Annotated in this window: 14 protein-coding genes; 6 read left to right on the plus strand and 8 right to left on the minus strand. The window is 65.8% G+C overall.

Translation table 11 applies throughout. From position 1 onward, the window contains the following. Positions 1–130 precede the first annotated feature (130 nt). The 3 genes from FLG15_RS04830 (at position 131) to FLG15_RS04845 (ending at position 3,355) form a co-directional block, all read left to right on the plus strand. Positions 131–976 (plus strand): ferritin-like domain-containing protein, encoded by an 846-nt coding sequence (locus FLG15_RS04830; protein WP_017156249.1) that lies wholly within the window; start codon positions 131–133, stop codon positions 974–976. A gap of 571 nt (positions 977–1,547) precedes the next feature. Further along, on the plus strand, positions 1,548–2,801 hold the full coding sequence (locus FLG15_RS04840; RefSeq protein ID WP_057678508.1) for a zinc-dependent metalloprotease: 1,254 nt from the start codon (positions 1,548–1,550) through the stop codon (positions 2,799–2,801). Between the two features lie 134 nt (positions 2,802–2,935). Further along, positions 2,936–3,355 (plus strand): hypothetical protein, encoded by a 420-nt coding sequence (locus FLG15_RS04845; RefSeq protein ID WP_017156253.1) that lies wholly within the window; start codon positions 2,936–2,938, stop codon positions 3,353–3,355. A 184-nt stretch (positions 3,356–3,539) separates the two neighbouring features. On the opposite strand, the gene lpxH is transcribed toward FLG15_RS04845, so the two are convergent. The 8 genes from lpxH to FLG15_RS04885 all read right to left on the minus strand — a co-directional run bounded on the left by lpxH (position 3,540) and on the right by FLG15_RS04885 (position 14,541). Further along, a complete protein-coding gene (lpxH, locus tag FLG15_RS04850) occupies positions 3,540–4,283 on the minus strand; it encodes a UDP-2,3-diacylglucosamine diphosphatase (protein WP_057661881.1) in 744 nt (247 codons plus the stop codon). A gap of 541 nt (positions 4,284–4,824) precedes the next feature. Next, positions 4,825–5,367 (minus strand): phosphatase PAP2 family protein, encoded by a 543-nt coding sequence (locus FLG15_RS04855; RefSeq protein WP_011050667.1) that lies wholly within the window; start codon positions 5,365–5,367, stop codon positions 4,825–4,827. Next, a complete protein-coding gene (locus FLG15_RS04860) occupies positions 5,348–6,484 on the minus strand; it encodes a glycosyltransferase family 4 protein (protein WP_057678601.1) in 1,137 nt (378 codons plus the stop codon). Before FLG15_RS04860 ends, FLG15_RS04855 begins: the two co-directional genes overlap by 20 nt. 223 nt (positions 6,485–6,707) lie before the next feature. Further along, entirely contained in the window at positions 6,708–8,228 is a 1,521-nt protein-coding gene (gene ppx / locus FLG15_RS04865; protein ID WP_180301572.1) for an exopolyphosphatase, read from the minus strand. 178 nt (positions 8,229–8,406) lie between these two features. Then, complete coding sequence (gene ppk1, locus FLG15_RS04870) at positions 8,407–10,509, minus strand: polyphosphate kinase 1 (protein WP_017158111.1); 2,103 nt, start codon at positions 10,507–10,509, stop codon at positions 8,407–8,409. Between the two features lie 112 nt (positions 10,510–10,621). Next, entirely contained in the window at positions 10,622–11,950 is a 1,329-nt protein-coding gene (phoR, locus tag FLG15_RS04875) for a phosphate regulon sensor histidine kinase PhoR (RefSeq protein WP_057678603.1), read from the minus strand. Between the two features lie 72 nt (positions 11,951–12,022). Then, on the minus strand, positions 12,023–12,712 hold the full coding sequence (gene phoB / locus FLG15_RS04880) for a phosphate regulon transcriptional regulator PhoB (protein WP_003483753.1): 690 nt from the start codon (positions 12,710–12,712) through the stop codon (positions 12,023–12,025). Positions 12,713–12,894: 182 nt separating this feature from the next. After that, complete coding sequence (locus FLG15_RS04885; protein ID WP_150147557.1) at positions 12,895–14,541, minus strand: M48 family metalloprotease; 1,647 nt, start codon at positions 14,539–14,541, stop codon at positions 12,895–12,897. A gap of 149 nt (positions 14,542–14,690) precedes the next feature. Here FLG15_RS04885 and grxC point away from each other — a divergent pair, with 149 nt between their 5' ends. The 3 genes from grxC (at position 14,691) to FLG15_RS04900 (ending at position 16,761) form a co-directional block, all read left to right on the plus strand. After that, positions 14,691–14,999, plus strand: coding sequence for a glutaredoxin 3 (gene grxC / locus FLG15_RS04890; protein ID WP_017158114.1), 309 nt, complete (start codon positions 14,691–14,693; stop codon positions 14,997–14,999). Next, the gene (locus tag FLG15_RS04895) at positions 14,996–15,391 is read left to right on the plus strand and encodes a carboxymuconolactone decarboxylase family protein (RefSeq protein ID WP_057678605.1); all 396 of its coding nucleotides are present in this window, start codon (positions 14,996–14,998) and stop codon (positions 15,389–15,391) included. Before grxC ends, FLG15_RS04895 begins: the two co-directional genes overlap by 4 nt. Positions 15,392–15,753: 362 nt before the next feature. Continuing rightward, positions 15,754–16,761, plus strand: a complete 1,008-nt coding sequence (locus FLG15_RS04900) for an isocitrate dehydrogenase (protein ID WP_003483762.1) — start codon at positions 15,754–15,756, stop codon at positions 16,759–16,761. The last annotated feature ends 65 nt before the right edge of the window (positions 16,762–16,826 follow it).

Genomic DNA, 16,826 nt, shown 5'->3' on the forward strand with positions numbered 1-16,826 from the left:
GGATGGCATCGGCAGGGTGTGGCGACCAAAGCGCTGCAGCCATCCACACGCTCGAGGGTGCGCGCCTGCACAACGGGCAGTGGCCTGCGGCCGAACGCGTGCAAGCGCAATCGGTTTCTGCAGCGCGCCATTGCCTCGTCCGGCCAACGGCATGAGCAGCGATCCGTTCGCAAGCGCGGATCTGTTCGACGCCGCGCGCCTGTGCCTGGACCAGGCCGACCCGCGACAGAAAGTCGCGCTGACCCAGCACTACGCAGCCGCCTTTCGCGAAGGCGTCCTGACGCTCGATCCGGCGGCGCCTGCGCCTGCGCCGATCCGCATGCCAGGCCGTCCGCCGGCGCCACTGCTGGTGCATCCGCGCGACTTGCCGCGCCGTGGACTGGGCACGCCGGAAGGGCGCGCTGCGTTCATTCACGCCATTGCGCACATCGAGCTCAACGCCATCGATCTGGCGTGGGATGCGGTGTACCGCTTTCGCGGGCTTCCCGCGGCGTTCTACGCCGATTGGGTGGCGGTGGCCGACGATGAATCGCGCCACTTCATGTTGCTGCGCGCACGATTGCAGGCGCACGACCACGACTACGGCGATTTCGCCGCGCATAACGGGTTGTGGGAAATGTGCGAGAAGACGGCACACGACGGTCTGGCGCGCATGGCGCTGGTGCCGCGCGTGCTCGAAGCGCGCGGCCTGGACGTGACACCGGCAATGATCGTCAAGCTTCGCTCGCTCGGCGACGCTGCCACGGCCGAAGTGCTCGAAACCATCCTGCGCGAAGAAGTGGCGCACGTGGCCGCCGGCTCGCGTTGGTACCGCTGGTATTGCGAGCAGGCCGGTGTCGAGCCGCGCGCACGGTTCAAGGCGCTGCTGCGCGAATACGCCGGCGGGTATCTGCATGGGCCGTTCAATCTGCAGGCGCGCCTGCTTGCCGGCTTCGACGAGGACGAGCTGGCCGACCTGGTGGAGCAGGCTGGCTGAGCGTGGCCTGCATGTGAGTCGCGAACCTGCGTTGCTGGCCTGCGTCGTGGATCTGACGCCTGCGTGCGCGAATTCCAATGACGCCACACACGCCGCGTCACGCGCCACAGATTGGAGCGCCTCTTCGCGTCATGGCCGATGCGGCGAGCATCGATGCACGCCGTGCCATGCGTGACGACGTGGCGCCGCGCGCCATCTGCACCGACGCCGACGCCGACGCGGTGCGGTGTCGGCAACACAGGCGAGGATCGACACAGCCGATCGCGTGGCGATGCAATCAGGTCCATGTGCATCGATCTGTTTGATCTCGTGGGATCGCCCTGTTGTCTGCGAAGGCGGCTGTGCTCGTTCGACACGCTCGCTAAAAACATGCGCTGTGACTGGGACTGTGCGCTGGTTCCTCTTCCAGAACTGCTGGAATCGCATCCAGGTCTTGGCAAACATCACAGAAACATAATTTTCCGTTGCAACAACTTGCATTCGGTACAGGCACGCGCGCCCTAATGGCGTCCCGGGGGCAGGGGCCCGGTGTTTCACATCCGTAACTTTCATGTCTTAGGAGAGAAAGACGATGAAGTCGAAGTCGATGTGCACCACGGTCGGTCTGATTGCCATGTGCCTGGCCGGCTCGGCCGCCGCTGCCGGCAAACCGTTGTATCAAACCGGCCCTGCGCTGAGCCGCAGTGCCACCGCCACCGCTGCAGCCGAACCTTCGCTGCAACGCCTGTTGAGCGCCCCGTCCACTGCCAACGCGCAAGTGGTTCAGCTCGACGCCGGCGCGGTGACCGCCTCGGAAAAATTGCTGGAGCTGCAGCTGGATGGTCAGGCCATCACAGCCACCCAGGCCAAGGTCGATGCCCTGGAGGGCGGCGACAGCGTGTGGTACGGCAATCTCGGGCCGCGTGCCGGCACCCGCGCGCGCACGCTGTCGGGCGTGGACCCGCTGAACTCGGCCATCTTGGTGCGCAGCGGCGACACCGTGACCGGTACGATTCGCTACGCCGGCAAGCTCTATCGCTTGCGTCCGCTGGCCGATGGCCGCCACGTGCTGGTGCAAGTGGATGAGCAACGCATGCCGCAGGAGCACCCGGCCGACTACAGCCTGCTGCCGAAGTTCGATATGCCCGGCGATGGACGCGTGAGCGCTGCGGCCGCCTCATCAGGTAGCCCGGCTACCATTCGCGTGCTCGTGGTCGCCACCAACAAGGCCGTGACCGCTTACGGCGGCAACATGCAATCGCTGGTGCAACTGGCGGTGGCCGAAGCCAACCAGGGTTACATCAACAGCAACGTGGGCATCACCTTGCAGCTGGCGCGCTACGAGACCACCAGCTACACCGAGACCGGCAACTTCACGACCGACCTGCAGCGTTTCCGCGTGACCAACGACGGCTACATGGACAGCATCCACACCAGCCGCAACACCTACACGGCCGATGTGGGAGTCATCGTGCTGGATAACAGCAGCTACTGCGGCCTGGCATCGGGTATCGGCTCTAACGCCGCGAGCGCATTTGCTTCGGTGTACTGGGATTGCGCCACCGGCTACTACAGCTTCGCCCATGAAATCGGGCATCTGCAAAGCGCACGCCACGACGCCACCAACGACCCGAGCACCTCGCCGTACGCGTATGGCCACGGCTACCGCTACGGCAACAGCTGGCGCACCATCATGGCCTACGACTGCACCAGCGGTTGCCCGCGCCTGAACTACTGGTCCAACCCCAACATCAGCTACAACGGCGTGCCCATGGGCAATGCCAGCACCGCCGACAACCAACGCGTACTGGTCAATACCAAGGCCACGATCGCCGCCTTCCGTTAAGCGGTTGTCGACCGATCCAAGCCCGGCCCGGCACCGCAAGTGCCGGGCGTTCTAGCTACACCCGCGCGCATGGATCGCGCAGACTAGGCGCACCGCCGGTGACTGCCGGCCTTGTCCTGTCGAGCGGAGCCCTCATGTCCACGTCCCTGCGTCATGCGCTTGTGTTCCTGGCCGCGCTGACGGTTGCCGGATGCAAGCAGCAACCGGCCGACCCTGTCGCCACGCAACCCAAACCTGCCGTGAGCGCATCGGCGGCGCCTCCCAGCGAAGACGCGCAAGCTCGCGCGCTGCAGGCGCTCCAAACCCGCTTGCAGGGCGACAAGGTGTACCCGGATAACTGCATCAGCATCATGGCCGAGGACGGCGATGCACCTGCGCCGGACACGTTCGATTTTGCGGTGCGCGAACGCCATGGCGACGGCTGCCCCGGCGACCCGCAGACCAGCCCGGTACGCGACCGGTTCCGCGTGCAGGCCGATGGCACGCTGCTGTGGTACGACGTGGTGAATGCCGATTTCGTCGACTACGCCGAGCGTGCGCGAAGCGCGCAGTGATGCGTTGCGGTCATTGATTGGCACACCTGACGATGCTGCGCGCCTCGATCGGCAAGCGCTGCCGATCCATCGTTGCGTCGCCGCGCGTCTGTGGCCTCAGGCGCGCTTTCGCGCATGCTGCATGCCCTGAATGCAGCACTGCGCCGCCGCGCCTGCCATGGCACGGCAATGTGGATCGGCTGTGTTACAGCGCCAACTGCTCCAGCGACACGCCATCGGCATCCACGCGCAGGACCGAGCCTTGCTCGTACCAGTCGCCCAGCACGATGCGCGTGCAGGTGGTGCCGCCGGCCTGCAAGGTGTGGATGGCAGGGCGATGGGTATGGCCGTGGATCAGTCGATCCAGCCCGTAACGCACGAAGGTGGCTTCCACTTCGGCCGGCGCCACGTCGGTGACGGTTTCGAAGCGCGACTGGTCGCCCTGCTTGAGTTCTGCATGCCGCGCCTGACTGGCCGCGCGCGCCTGCTGCGCGAACGCAACGCGTGCGGCCAGCGGCTGGGCCAGGAACTGCGCCTGGAACACCGGGTCGCGCGTCTGCGCGCGGAAGGCCTGGTAGGCCGTGTCGTCGGTGCACAGCAAGTCGCCGTGCATCAGTAGCGTGGTGTGCCCGTACAGATCGATGACGGTGGGGTCGGGCAGGATCCGGAAGCCCGCCCGTTGCGCGTAGGCTTCGCCCACCAGGAAGTCGCGGTTGCCGGCCATGAAGAACACCGGCACGCCCGAATCTGCCACTGCATGCAGGGCCACCGCCACTGCATCGGCGGCGGTGGATGGAGTGTCGTCGCCGATCCAGGCTTCGAACAGATCGCCCAGGATGTAGAGCGCGTCGCTCCCGGGCACCTGCGTACGCAGGAAGTCCAGGAACAACTCGGTGATCGCCGGCCGGGCCGGATCCAGATGCAGGTCGGAAATGAACAGGGTCGTCATTGCGCCATTGTACGGCGGCAGCGCGGGGCGGGAATCGGGAATCGGGAATCGCAGAAGCATTGCAGCTCCGCGGCGATTGGTGGGCCAACTCGCAACGACACCGCAGGCTGGCGATCGCCAGTCAGACATCCTGCGGGTCGCACGTGCCGTGGCACATGCGCGCGGGTGGGCACCCTTCCGTCAGTCCACCGCGTACCGTCAGCGCAAGATCCCCGCGAAGCGTCAGTGCAAGATCCCCTCTCCCTGCGGAACAGGGGTGGGGGTGAGGGTACGGGGCGAAGCCACGCGCTGAAGTCGCAATTGCTGCGCTGGGTTCTTTTCGACTTTTACGAAACGCCCATCGACGGCGAGTGCATGAGGCTTCGACGGTACCCTCATCGGCCCCTGCGCGGCCCCTTCTCCCCCACAAAGATGGCCAATGTCCCGAAGGGAGAAGGATGAAGCGAAGAGGTCTTGCTGCTGACTGGGCAGCGTCTTGGTCGCTGTCCGTTTGCCGTTACGCTTACCTGTCAGCGAGCCGCCATCACGCAACCCCCAGCGCTCATCCCAGCACCACCGGCAAGCCCCATAGCGACAGGCTCGCCAGCAGCACGCCGATCAGCGTGGCGGCCAGCACGTCGCTGGGATAATGCAGCCCCAGCACCACCCGCGAGAGCGCCACGCCGGCCGAAAACGGCACCAGCAAGGGGGCCAGCCAGGGGTAGTAGGCCAGCGCCACGATGCTGAAGGACACCGCGTGCAAGGTATGGCCGGAGGGGAAACTGAACTCGTCCAGCGGCGCCACCCATGCGCGAATCCGCACGTCCGCCGCATACGGGCGCGGACGCCGTGTCCAGCGTTTGAGCGCCTTGTACAACGTCAATGCAAGCACGCCGGTGGCGGCCATGTGCGCCGATGCACGCACACCGTCCATGCCGTCGAGCACTACCAGCAACCCCATCAAGGCGTACCAGAACACGCCGTCGCCCAGCCGGCTGATGGTGGCGAAGACACGCCGTACCGGGTTGCGTCGGCACCACAGATTGGCGCGTCGGCACCAGCGCGCTTCGTGACCGCGCAAGACCTCAAGCCGCGTTGACGACATAACGCCCCCGTGCAGCACTGATTCCCAGCAACAAGGCTTCGAAATCGGAGACCACATTGTCCGGATGCAATTTCTTCATCGCCTGCGCCGCCGCCGTGCCCATGCGCCGGCGCAGTGCGTCGTCTTCGGTCAGCGCGACGGCGGCCTGGATAAAGGCCTCGTCGGTGTCCACCGCCGCGCCGGTATGGCCGTTGCGCAGATATTCGCGGGCCGCGCCGTAGTCGAAAGCGACCGTCGCCACGCCGCTGGCCATTGCTTCCAGCGTCACATTGCCGAAGGTTTCGCTGCGGCTGGGAAATAGGAACAGATCGCCGCTGGCGAAGTGACGCGCCAATGCATCGCTACGCTGGACACCGCAGAAAATGAAGTCCGGATTGTCGTGCGCAAGCTTCTCGCGCGCCGGGCCATCGCCCACCCAGACGAAACGCGCCTTCGGGCGGATCTGCTGCAGTTTGCGAAAGGCGCGTACAGCCAGCGGCAGATTCTTTTCGCTTGCAATACGCCCCACATAGATGGCGGCAAAGCCTTCGCCTTCGATGCCCCAATCGGCGCGCAATGCGACATCGCGACGGCTCGGATCGAATTGCTGGCTATCCACCGCGCGCGCCAGCAATTGCACGCGCTCGAAGCCATCGTCGCGCAGGAACTGCTGCAACTCGCGCGTGGGCACCAGGGTGGCATCGGCCTGGTTGTGGAAGCGCCGCATCCAGCGCAGCGCGGTGCCCTGCAGCCAGGCGGCACCGTAGTCGGGCAGGTATTCGTCGAAGCGGGTGTGGAAGCCGGTGGCGACCGGAATGCCGAGCCGGCGGGCCGCGCGCATTGCCGACCAGCCCAGGGGGCCTTCCGTGGCCACATAGATCGCGTCCGGTTGCGTGCTGCGCCAATGACGGACGAGGCGTTGCGTCGCCGGCAGGCCGAATTTCAATCCCGGGTAGCGCGGCAACGAGGCGCCACGCACCAGCAGCGCATCGGTCGGCGCGGTATCGGCGCTCTGGCGTGGCCGCACCACATCTACCTGGTGTCCACGCGCACGCAGACCGGTTTCCAGACCATGCACGGTCAACGCAACACCGTTGACCTCGGGGGGGTAGGTTTCGGTAACGATCGCGTAGCGCATGCCCGTTCTCCCGTTTTGACTAGCTTCCGGGAGTGCGATGGCATTGATGTTGCGCCGATAAGACGTGGCGGTGACAGCTGTGACGGGAATGGAGAATCGGGAATCGGGAATCGCAAAGGCAGCGTGTTGCTTCGGTTCGGCGCCATCAACACCAGTCAGAAACTTCTAAGAGCCCCGTGGCGGACTATTCCCGATTCCCGATTCCCGCCTGAGGCCGCAGGCCTCAGGTCACAAACGGTTTGAACGCAATTCCCAGCCCGGCCATGCTCTCGACTTCGCCGATCAGATCGGCGCGCAGCAGCGGGCGCGAGTCGATCCAGCTTTGCGACAGGATCAGCGATAGCCGGGTGTCGTCGGCGGTGAGTTCCAGGGTCGGAATCGGATCCGCCTCGTGTGCGCGGTGCAGCAATACCGCCAGTCGCAGCAGCGCGGCCTTGCGCCGGGTCGGCAGCAACAGGCGGTCGGGCAATGCATCGAAAGCGGTCTTGGGCACATTGCGGCGGTGCGTGCGCACCAGCGAGGCCAGCACTTGCTGTTCCTGTCGCGAAAAACCCGCGATATCCGAATGCTCCAGGATGTAGCTACCGTGCACGTGGTATTGGCTGTGCGCGATGATCAGCCCCAGCTCGTGCAGGCGCGCGGCGCGACGCAGCACCTGCGCATCGTCGCCATCCAGTTGCCAGGATTCGCAGACCTGGTCGAACAGGCGGCAGGCGGTCGCTTCCACGCGCTGCGCCTGTACTTCGTCGATGCCGTAACGCTGCATCAGCGAGGTCACCGAACTGTCGCGCGGGTCGTTTTCCCCGCCACGGCCAAGCATGTCGTACAGGATGCCTTCGCGCATCGCCGCCTTGCTGACCATCAGTTTCTCCAAGCCCAGCGCCTGGAACGCCGCTTCCAGCACCAGGATGCCGCCGGCGATGATCGGCCGCCGTTCGGCCGCCAGGCCGGGTAGCTGGATGTCTTCGATACGCTTGGCCTTGAGCAACTCCTCGCGCAGCGCCGGCAGCGCCTGCGCGGTGATCGCGCCCTTGGTCAGCTTCATCGCCGCGCACATCTCGCCGATGGCCTTGTGCGTGCCGGACGAGCCGATCGCCTCATGCCAGCCCAGCGCCTTGTACTGGCCGGCGAACTGCTGGAACTCGGCGCCGATCTCGGTCAGCGCGTCCTTCCATTTCTTCTTGGACAATTTGCCGCCGGGAAAAAACCGCCGCGTGCTGGCAATGCATCCGGCCTGCAGACTCTCGCGTTCCAGCGTCTGAAACCCGCGGCCGATGATGAACTCGGTCGAGCCGCCTCCGATGTCGATCACCAGCCGGCGTTGGTCGGGCTTGGGCGGTTGCGCATGCGCCACGCCCAGATAGATCAGGCGTGCTTCCTCGCGCCCGCTGACCACTTCGATCGCATGGCCCAGCGCGGTTTCGGCCGGCATCAAAAACGCTTGCGGCGAACGCAGCTGACGCACCGTGTTGGTCGCCAGCGCACGCACGCGCAGCGAAGGCACGTCGCGAATGCGCTGGCCGAAACGCGCCAGGCATTCCAGTGCGCGTTGGCGCGCTTCGTTGGAGAGCCCACCTTTGCCATCCAGGCCATCGGCCATGCGCACGGTCTCGCGCAGGCGATCGACGACGCGCAGCTGACCCATCAGGTAGCGCGCAATGACCATGTGGAAACTGTTGGAGCCTAGGTCGATGGCGGCAAGAAAATCGCCATCGCGCAGGGGCGGAATCGTGGGGGAGGGCATTGGCATGGCCGCATGGTAGCCGATGGGCTGTTGGCCACGTGAGAGGCCGTGCGTGCGCCCAGCCGACCGCGCACGCGATCGGTATTGCCAAGCGCTGGAAGCGGACGGTCAGTCGCCGTAATGGGTATGCCGCATGCCTGCGCAAGCGGCTTGCCACCTGGCGTGCGGCAATGAGCGCTCAGATCCGCTCGAGCAAGGTCATCTGCGCCGAATGCGCCGGCTCGCCCGGGGCAGGCGTGCGCTTGTGGTACACGCCCTCGGCGTCCAGCTCCCACGCGCTGACGTTGTCGTCCAGATAGTTCTGCAGCACCTCACGGTAGACGCGTTTGGCCAGGTCCGGTTCCAGGATCGGGAAGCAGGTCTCCACCCGCCGCAGCAGATTGCGTTCCAACCAGTCGGCACTGGCGCAGTACAACTCGGCGGCCCCGTCGTTGCCGAACCAGTACACGCGGCTATGTTCCAGAAAGCGGCCCACGATCGAACGCACGCGGATGTTGTCGGACACCCCTGGCACCCCGGGGCGCAGCGTGCAGGCCCCGCGCACGATCAGATCGATCTGCACCCCGGCCTGCGACGCCGTGTACAACGCACGCACCACCTGCGGTTCGTTGAGGGCGTTCATCTTGGCGATGATGCGGCCCGGGCGACCCTTGCGGGCCAGCCGTGTCTCGCGATCGATCCGCTTCAACACGCCGGCATGCAGCGTAAACGGCGACTGCAGCAACTGGTCCAGCTTCATGCGCGGCGCAAGCCCGGACAACTGCTGGAACAGCATGTGCACGTCGTTGCCGATTTCGGCATCGGCGGTGATCAGGCTGATGTCGGTATACAGGCGCGCGGTGCCGCTGTGGTAATTGCCGGTGCCCAGGTGCACGTAGCGTTTGAGCTTGCGGCCCTCGCGGCGCACGATCAGCAGCATCTTGGCGTGGGTCTTGAAGCCGACCACGCCGTAGACCACCTGCACGCCGGCTTCCTGCAGTTTGTCGGCCAGGCCCAGGTTGGCTTCTTCATCGAAGCGCGCACGCAACTCCACCACCACGGTGACGTCCTTGCCGTTGCGCGCGGCCAGAATCAGCGCATCGACAATCAACGAATCCTTGCCGGTGCGGTACAGCGTCTGCTTGATCGCCAGCACGTTCGGGTCGACCGCGGCCTGGCGGATGACGTCCAGCACCGCGGTAAACGCATCGAAGGGGTGATGCAGCAACACATCGCCTTTCTTGACGATCTCGAAGATGCCCTCGCTGTCGCGCAAGGTGCGCGGATTGAACGAGGGGTACTTGAGTTCGGGGCGCTGTACCAGGTCGTAGACCTGCGTGACGCGGCTCAAGTTGACCGGCCCGGCGATGCGGTAGACCGCGTTCTCGTTCAGGCCGAAATTCTGCAACAAGGTGCGCAGGATCGGTGCCGGGCAATCGTGCGCGATCTCCAGTCGCACCGCCGGCCGGTAGCCGCGCGTGACCAGTTCATCGCGCAGGGCCAGCGCCAGGTTCTCGACTTCTTCCTCGTCCACCACCAGTTCGGAATTGCGGGTGACGCGGAACTGATACGAGCCCATCACCTGCATGCCCGGGAACAGCTCGTCGACGAATTCGGACAACACCGAGGACAGGAACACGAAGCTCTGCGTGCCCTCCGGCGACAGGCTTGCCGGCAGCTGGATGATGCGGGGCAGCGAACGCGGTGCGCGCACGATGGCCAGATGCCCGGCGCGTCCGAACGCGTCCTGGCCTTCCAGCACCACCACGATGTTCAAGGTCTTGTTGAGGATCTTCGGGAACGGGTGCGCAGGGTCCAGGCCCAGTGGCGACAGCACCGGCATGATCTCGTTGCGGAAATACGCACGCAGCCAACGTTTCTGGCGCGCGGTCCATGCCGAACGGCTGAGCACGGCAACGCCTGCGTCTTCCATCGCCGGCCGCAGCACCTCGTTCCACGCGTGGTACTGCTGCTCGACCAATTTGGCGGCGCGATCGTGCACCGCGTTGAGGATGGCGGTCGGGCTCAGCCCGTCCGGCGCCGGCGGCAGCCCGAACTCCTGTGCGTGCCGCACGGTAGCTGCGCGGATTTCGAAGAACTCGTCCAGGTTGGTGCACGAGATGCACAGGAAGCGCAGCCGTTCCAGCAATGGCACCTGCTCGTCGAGCGCCTGCGCCAGCACCCGGAAGTTGAAGTCCAGTTGCGACAGCTCGCGGTTGATGTACAGCGCCGGATCACGCAACGGATCGGTGGCGACGTCGTCGCCGGGTGTGATGTCGTGCAGTTCTTTGGCGTGGCCCATGGAATCGATCGTCAAGACGGGTTGTGTAATTGCCTGGGTCGCGCAACGCAGGCAATGCGGCGCGTGGCAGACGCGTCCATCGCAGCGCGCTGCGGCGCGCACTGACTACATATCACGCCGAGCGTGACAGTGGCACCGATTGCTCGCGCTGCACGACGCGCGCAGGTACGAAATGACACGAGAATTCGCTGCCGCGTCCCACTTCGCTTTCGATATCCAGGCGCGCCTGGTGCAGCCCCAGGATGTGCTTGACGATCGACAGTCCCAGCCCGGTGCCGCCGCTCTCGCGCGAGCGGCTGCTGGACACCCGGTAGAAGCGTTCGGTGATGCGCGGCAGGTGCGAGGCGGGGATGCCATAGCCGGTGTCGCGCACGGCCAGCGCCGCACCGTCGCCTTCGCGCACGAAACGGATCGTCACCGTGCCGCCGCCGGGCGTGTAGCGCACCGCATTGGTGACCAGATTGGAAAACGCACTGTGCAGCTCCTTGTTGGAGCCGAGCAGGTCCACACCGGCCTCGTCGATCACCTCCACGGTGTGGCGGCCCTGGCTGTGCGCCTCGGCCTCGCGGCGCAAGGTCGACAGCATGGGCGCCATCGCCACGTGTTCTTCGCCGAGTTCTTCCTGCGATTCCAGCCGCGACAGCGTCAGCAGGTCTTCGACCAGCTGCGCCATGCGTTGCGATTGCTTGCGCATTTCCGCCAGCATCGGGCCCGAATCGGGAAAGTCTTCCGGATCGAGCATGTCCAGATACCCGTGCACCACCGTCAGCGGGGTACGCAGTTCATGCGAGACGTTGGCCACGAAATCGCGGCGCACCTGTTCCAGCCGCAGCAGCTTGCTGACATCGCGCGCCACCAGCAGCCAGTAGTCGTCGGAGTAGGGGATCAGGCGCAGGTTCAGGCGCAGATTCGGGTCTGCCGGCGAGGCGGCATCCAGCATCGGCTCGGCGTTGCGCCCGGCCGCCAGCCAGTGCGCCAGCGGCAACGGCTGCAGCCGCTCCACGATCGACACGCCCATGTCGCCGGGATGGTGCAGGCCGAGCAAACCGCCGGCTGCCTTGTTGAACCACTGCACGCGCTGGCTGTTGCGATCCACGACCACCACCGCATCCGGCAGCGCCTGCGCCGCGGCGCGGTAGGTGCGCAACATTTCGATCAGGCGGCGCTTGCGTGCGCGCATTTCGGCCTGGCTGCGATACAGCAGCCGGTCCAGTTCGTTCCAGGCGCCGATCCCCGCCGCCGGCTCGGCACGCTGGCGTGCAGTGAGCCGGCGCAGCACCTGGCGCAGCCGCCAGTAATGCCAGGCCAGCACGCCCAGGGCGGTGAGCGTCAGTGCCATCCACACATGCCCGATCAGCACGCCTGCCACGACGGCAGCGCCCAACAACAGCGCGAGGGTGCCCAGCGTCTTGAGCCAGGCGGAACGGATGTGTTGAGGCATGGAAGGCGTTACCACGAAGCGTCAGGTAGGCAGCCGCCCGACCGGTGTGCGGCCGGGCGGCTTTGCGGCACGTCAGGTCGCCGAGGAAAAACGATAGCCCGAGCCACGCACGGTCTGCACCATGTTTTCCAGCCCGAACGGTTCCAGCGTCTTGCGCAGGCGGCGGATATGCACGTCGATGGTGCGCTCTTCCACATACACGCTGCCACCCCAGACATGGTCCAGCAGCTGGGTGCGCGTATACACGCGCTCGGGGTGTGTCATGAAAAAGTGCAGCAGACGATATTCGGTCGGGCCGATCGGCACCGGCGCATCGCCGGCGAACACCCGGTGCGCGGCGCCGTCGATGCGCAGCTTGCCTACCGCCACGCTGCCGTCTTCGTCGTCTTCACGGGTGCGCCGCATCACCGCGCGGATGCGCGCCAGCAGCTCGCGTGCAGAGAACGGCTTGACCACGTAATCGTCGACGCCGGCTTCCAGGCCGCCGACGCGGTCGTTTTCTTCGCCGCGCGCGGTGAGCATGATGATCGGAATCTCGCGAGTGAGCTGCTCCTTGCGCCAGCGCCTTGCCAGGTCCAGCCCGCTGGTGCCCGGCAACATCCAGTCCAGCAGGATCAGGTCCGGCACACGGTCGGCGATGGCGGTCTGCGCCTCGCGGGCGTCGCCGGCATGGATGGGCTCGAACTCGCCTTTGCGCAGCGCGAACGCCACCATGTCGCGGATCGCGGGTTCGTCATCGACGATCAGAATGCGTTTCTGCACGCGGGGCTTACCGTCTGGCTTTGGTTGATCGCCAGTAGACTACGGTTTTGTGACTCTAATGTGACATCGCCGAAGGCGCCTGCGCGGCGGCTGTGGGGCGTGAAGCGGACTGGGCAGTTCCGTTACCGGCGGGCGGCCGCGCGATAACCTTCCGTCGTGAACAGCCGGCGATGCATCGGCGATCAGCGCGTGGACAAATCCGGGTCGCGGATACCCTGGCGACGCAGCTCCAGCACGGTTGGGGTGATCGCGGCAATGCGCGCATCCACGCGCGCCCGTGTCACATAGTCGAGATCCTTCTTTTTCAGTGCTTCCAGCTGGATTAATGCCTGTTCGGCGCGGCCGTTCAAGAACGCAGCCTCCGCATACGCTTCGCTGGCGCGCAATGGGTCGCCGGACAGCTCGCAGGCACGCGCGTAGCTCTGCTGCAGCAGCGGGTCGTCGCTGCTCCGGTGCAACAACGGCTCCAGCACCTGGCGCGCGCGCTGGCCGGACTCCTTGCTGGCCTGCTCGTTGAGCGCAGTGGCATAGGTCAGCGCGACCGCGCGGTTGTTGGGTAATTGCTTGAGCAGCGCATCGAAGCGGGCATTGGCCGTTTCTCGCGGACCCACGCGCGCCTGCGCCTCGCTCAGGCCCAGCGCCAGCCACAAATTGTCCGGATGCGCCTGGAGCAGGCTGGTCAGCTCGGCCACCGGCTCGCCCGGCCGCCCGCCGCTGTTGCGCAGCCGCGCCAGCGCCAGGCCGTAGCGCTGCGGATCGCTCAAGCCGTGTTTGGCGCTGCGGCGCAGGTTTTCGTACTCGCGAATGGCCGCATCCGGCGTGGCGGCGCTGAGTACGCGCAGGCGCTCCTTGGCCCAATCGAAACCCTGTTGGTCGGCGCCGCGGCTGAGCGCATCCACCGGCAACCGCAGCGCGTAAGGGAGCAGCGCGTTGCCATTGCGGCTGAGCGGCTCCGACAGCGATGGGTCGGCCGGGTCGACGCGCTCCTGGCGCGTCCCGCCCGGCACCGAGGTCGTCAGGACCACGGTGTTCTTCTTCATCTGCTCGGCGCGCGACTTGGCTTCGCTGATGCGGGTGACGGTCACCGGGTGGGTCTGCAGGAAATCCGGCGCGCTGTAGCCGCCCTCGTTGGCACGCATCGCCACCGACATGCGCTCGAAGAAGCCTGCCATCGCGTCCACGTCGTAGCCGCTGCGCGCCAACGTGCGGATGCCCAGCCGGTCGGCTTCGGACTCGTTGGAGCGGGTGTAGTCGATCTGCCGCTGCTGCATCAGCCCCATCGCGCTGGTGATGGTGGCCATGGTGGCGTCACCCTTGGAGTTGCCCCCGGCCTGCTGCGCTGCCACCACCGCCGCCAGCATGCCGAGCAGGATCGGAATCTGGTCGCGCTGCGCGCGCTCCACTCCACGTAGCACGTGCTGCTGGGTGACGTGGGCGATCTCGTGCGACAGCACCGCCGCCACTTCGTCCTCGCGCTCGGCGGTCAACACCAGCCCGGCATTGACGGCGATGTAGCCACCCAGCGTGGCGAATGCGTTGATCTGGCGGTCGCGCAGCATGAAAAACGTAAACGGCTGCTGCGGTTGGTCGCTGTTGGCGCCCAGCCGGGTGCCCATGGTCTGCAGCCAGTCGGTGATCAGCGGGTCGTCCAGCACGTAGTCGTAGTTGCGCAACTCGGCCAGCATCATCCGGCCATATTCGGTCTGGCGGGCCGGGGTCAGCAACTCGCCGGCCGACGAACCGATATCGGGCAGGCGGCTTTCCTGCGCAGGTGCCACACCCATGGCAACGGCCAGCGTGAGGGCAGTGGCGAGCGGTAGCAGGCGCAAGTGGAACTCCCAGGTGATGCGCGGAGCATGCGGGCAGCCCGGCGCAGAGGCGTGAATCATCGGTTAACCCACAGTGTTGCGGTGACGACATGGAAATTCCAGTCGCCCGGTACCATGTGTCAGACCTCACACCAACCACGGAGTTTCCCGTGAGCCAAGACCATACCGATCAGGACGCGGCCTCCGGCCCGCAGATCACCCTGTATTCCTCCGCCATCTGCCCGTATTGCGTGGCGGCCAAGAACTTCCTCAAGAGCAAGGGCAAGACCTGGACCGAGGTGCGGATCGACCTGGACCCGGCCGAGCGCGACAGGATGATTGCCCTGGCCAAGCGCACCAGCGTGCCGCAGATCTTCGTCGGCGACGTCCACGTGGGCGGCTACGACGACATGATGGCCATGCATCGTGCCGGCAAGCTCGAGCCGCTGCTGGCCGGCAGCGCGGGCGGCCAGGCATGAGTGGTTCCGACGACGGCAGCGCCGACCGCCTGCGCGAGTTCACCGAATTTCGTCAGCGCATGAACCAGCGCATCCTGGCCGAGCCGAACCAGGTGGTGCGCCGGTTCTTCGCGCTCGACACGCAGACCTACCAGGCCGGCGCGCTGGACGTGAAGACCAAGGAACTGCTCGGCCTGGTCGCCTCGATGGTGCTGCGCTGCGACGACTGCATCAGCTATCACGTGGCCCAGTGCAAGGAAGCCGGCGTGAGCCGGGAAGAGTTCTTCGAAACCTTCTCGGTCGGCCTGGTGGTCGGCGGCTCCATTGTCATCCCGCATCTTCGCCGCGCGGTGGATTTCCTGGACCAGCTCGAAGGCGGTGCACAAGTGCCGGCCCAGCACGCACACGACTGAGTGTGGTGCTGAGGCGGAAGTGGGGGATTCGGGATTAGTAAAAGCGAGCAGGACACGCGCCGCCCGATCAGGCGGCGCGTTGCGTTTGGGCGCCAGCGGCTCTTGATGGCTGCGAAAACATAGCGGGCAGTCGTCAGGCGGTGTGGGCGGCATGGAGCAACCGCAGTGCGCGGAGGATGGATCCATGCCGATTCCGTGCACCGGCTTCCTGGCCACGCAGTCGTTGGATGGTGGCCCTTAGACCAAGGTCGGTTTGGGCGCCTTCACCGGCATCGGGCATAATTGCCCGTGAAACCTCCTTGCGCCGCTCTGCCGGGTATTGCGGCTGGCGCTCCCCCCTTCAAGTTCGGAAACCCAACGTTATGACGCAGACAATCACGGTCATCCGCGGCGACGGCATCGGCCCGGAGATCATGGATGCCACGCTGTTCGTGCTCGACGCGCTGCAGGCTGGCCTGACCTACGAATACGCCGACGCCGGCTTGGTTGCGCTGGAAAAGCACGGCGATCTGCTGCCTGAGTCCACTCTGGCGTCGATCACCAAGAACAAGGTGGCGCTGAAAAGCCCGCTGACCACGCCGGTCGGCGAGGGTTTCAGCTCGATCAACGTCGCCATGCGTCGCAAGTTCGACCTGTACGCCAACGTGCGTCCGGCCAAGTCGTTCCCGAACACCAAGTCGCGCTTCGCCGACGGCGTGGACCTGATCACGGTGCGCGAGAACACCGAAGGCGCGTACCTGAGCGAAGGCCAGACCGTGTCAGAGGATGGCGAGACCGCGTTCTCCGGCACCCGGATCACCCGCAAGGGCTCCGAGCGCATCGTGCGCTACGCCTTCGAGCTGGCCAAGAGCACCGGCCGCAAGAAGGTCACCGCCGTGCACAAGGCCAACATCATCAAGTCGACCTCGGGCCTGTTCCTGAAGGTGGCACGCGATGTGGCCGCGCAGTACCCGGAGATCGAATTCCAGGAAATGATCGTCGACAACACCTGCATGCAGCTGGTGATGCGTCCGGAGCAGTTCGACATCATCGTGACCACCAACCTGTTCGGCGACATCATCTCCGATCTGTGCGCCGGCCTGGTCGGCGGCCTGGGCCTGGCCCCGGGCGCCAACATCGGCCTGGACGCGGCGATCTTCGAAGCCGTGCACGGCTCGGCGCCGGATATCGCAGGGCAGGGCAAGGCAAACCCGTGCGCGCTGCTGCTGGGCGCGGCGCAGATGCTGGACCACATCGGTCAGCCGCAGAATGCCGAGCGCCTGCGCGAAGCCATCGTCGCCACCCTGGAGGCCAAGGATTCGCTGACCCCCGACCTGGGCGGCACCGGCAACACCATGGGCTTCGCCAAGGCCATCGCCAGCCGCCTCTGAGCGCCTGGCAGATTTGCACAAAAAGAAAGGGCGCCTAGGCGCCCTTTCTTTTTGTTGGAAACCGG

The sequence above is a fragment of the Xanthomonas phaseoli pv. dieffenbachiae genome, assembly GCF_008639345.1.
In the GTDB taxonomy this organism is placed as follows: Bacteria; Pseudomonadota; Gammaproteobacteria; order Xanthomonadales; family Xanthomonadaceae; genus Xanthomonas; species Xanthomonas phaseoli.

What these genes read in the sequence shown, in the direction of transcription:
- FLG15_RS04840 (WP_057678508.1), top strand. Translation starts at nt 1,548, where the DNA reads ATGAAGTCGAAGTCGATGTGCACCACGGTCGGTCTGATTGCCATGTGC.
- FLG15_RS04845 (WP_017156253.1), top strand. Translation starts at nt 2,936, where the DNA reads ATGTCCACGTCCCTGCGTCATGCGCTTGTGTTCCTGGCCGCGCTGACG.
- lpxH (WP_057661881.1), bottom strand. Translation starts at nt 4,283, where the DNA reads ATGACGACCCTGTTCATTTCCGACCTGCATCTGGATCCGGCCCGGCCG.
- FLG15_RS04855 (WP_011050667.1), bottom strand. Translation starts at nt 5,367, where the DNA reads ATGTCGTCAACGCGGCTTGAGGTCTTGCGCGGTCACGAAGCGCGCTGG.
- FLG15_RS04860 (WP_057678601.1), bottom strand. Translation starts at nt 6,484, where the DNA reads ATGCGCTACGCGATCGTTACCGAAACCTACCCCCCCGAGGTCAACGGT.
- ppx (WP_180301572.1), bottom strand. Translation starts at nt 8,228, where the DNA reads ATGCCCTCCCCCACGATTCCGCCCCTGCGCGATGGCGATTTTCTTGCC.
- ppk1 (WP_017158111.1), bottom strand. Translation starts at nt 10,509, where the DNA reads ATGGGCCACGCCAAAGAACTGCACGACATCACACCCGGCGACGACGTC.
- phoR (WP_057678603.1), bottom strand. Translation starts at nt 11,950, where the DNA reads ATGCCTCAACACATCCGTTCCGCCTGGCTCAAGACGCTGGGCACCCTC.
- FLG15_RS04895 (WP_057678605.1), top strand. Translation starts at nt 14,996, where the DNA reads ATGAGTGGTTCCGACGACGGCAGCGCCGACCGCCTGCGCGAGTTCACC.
- FLG15_RS04900 (WP_003483762.1), top strand. Translation starts at nt 15,754, where the DNA reads ATGACGCAGACAATCACGGTCATCCGCGGCGACGGCATCGGCCCGGAG.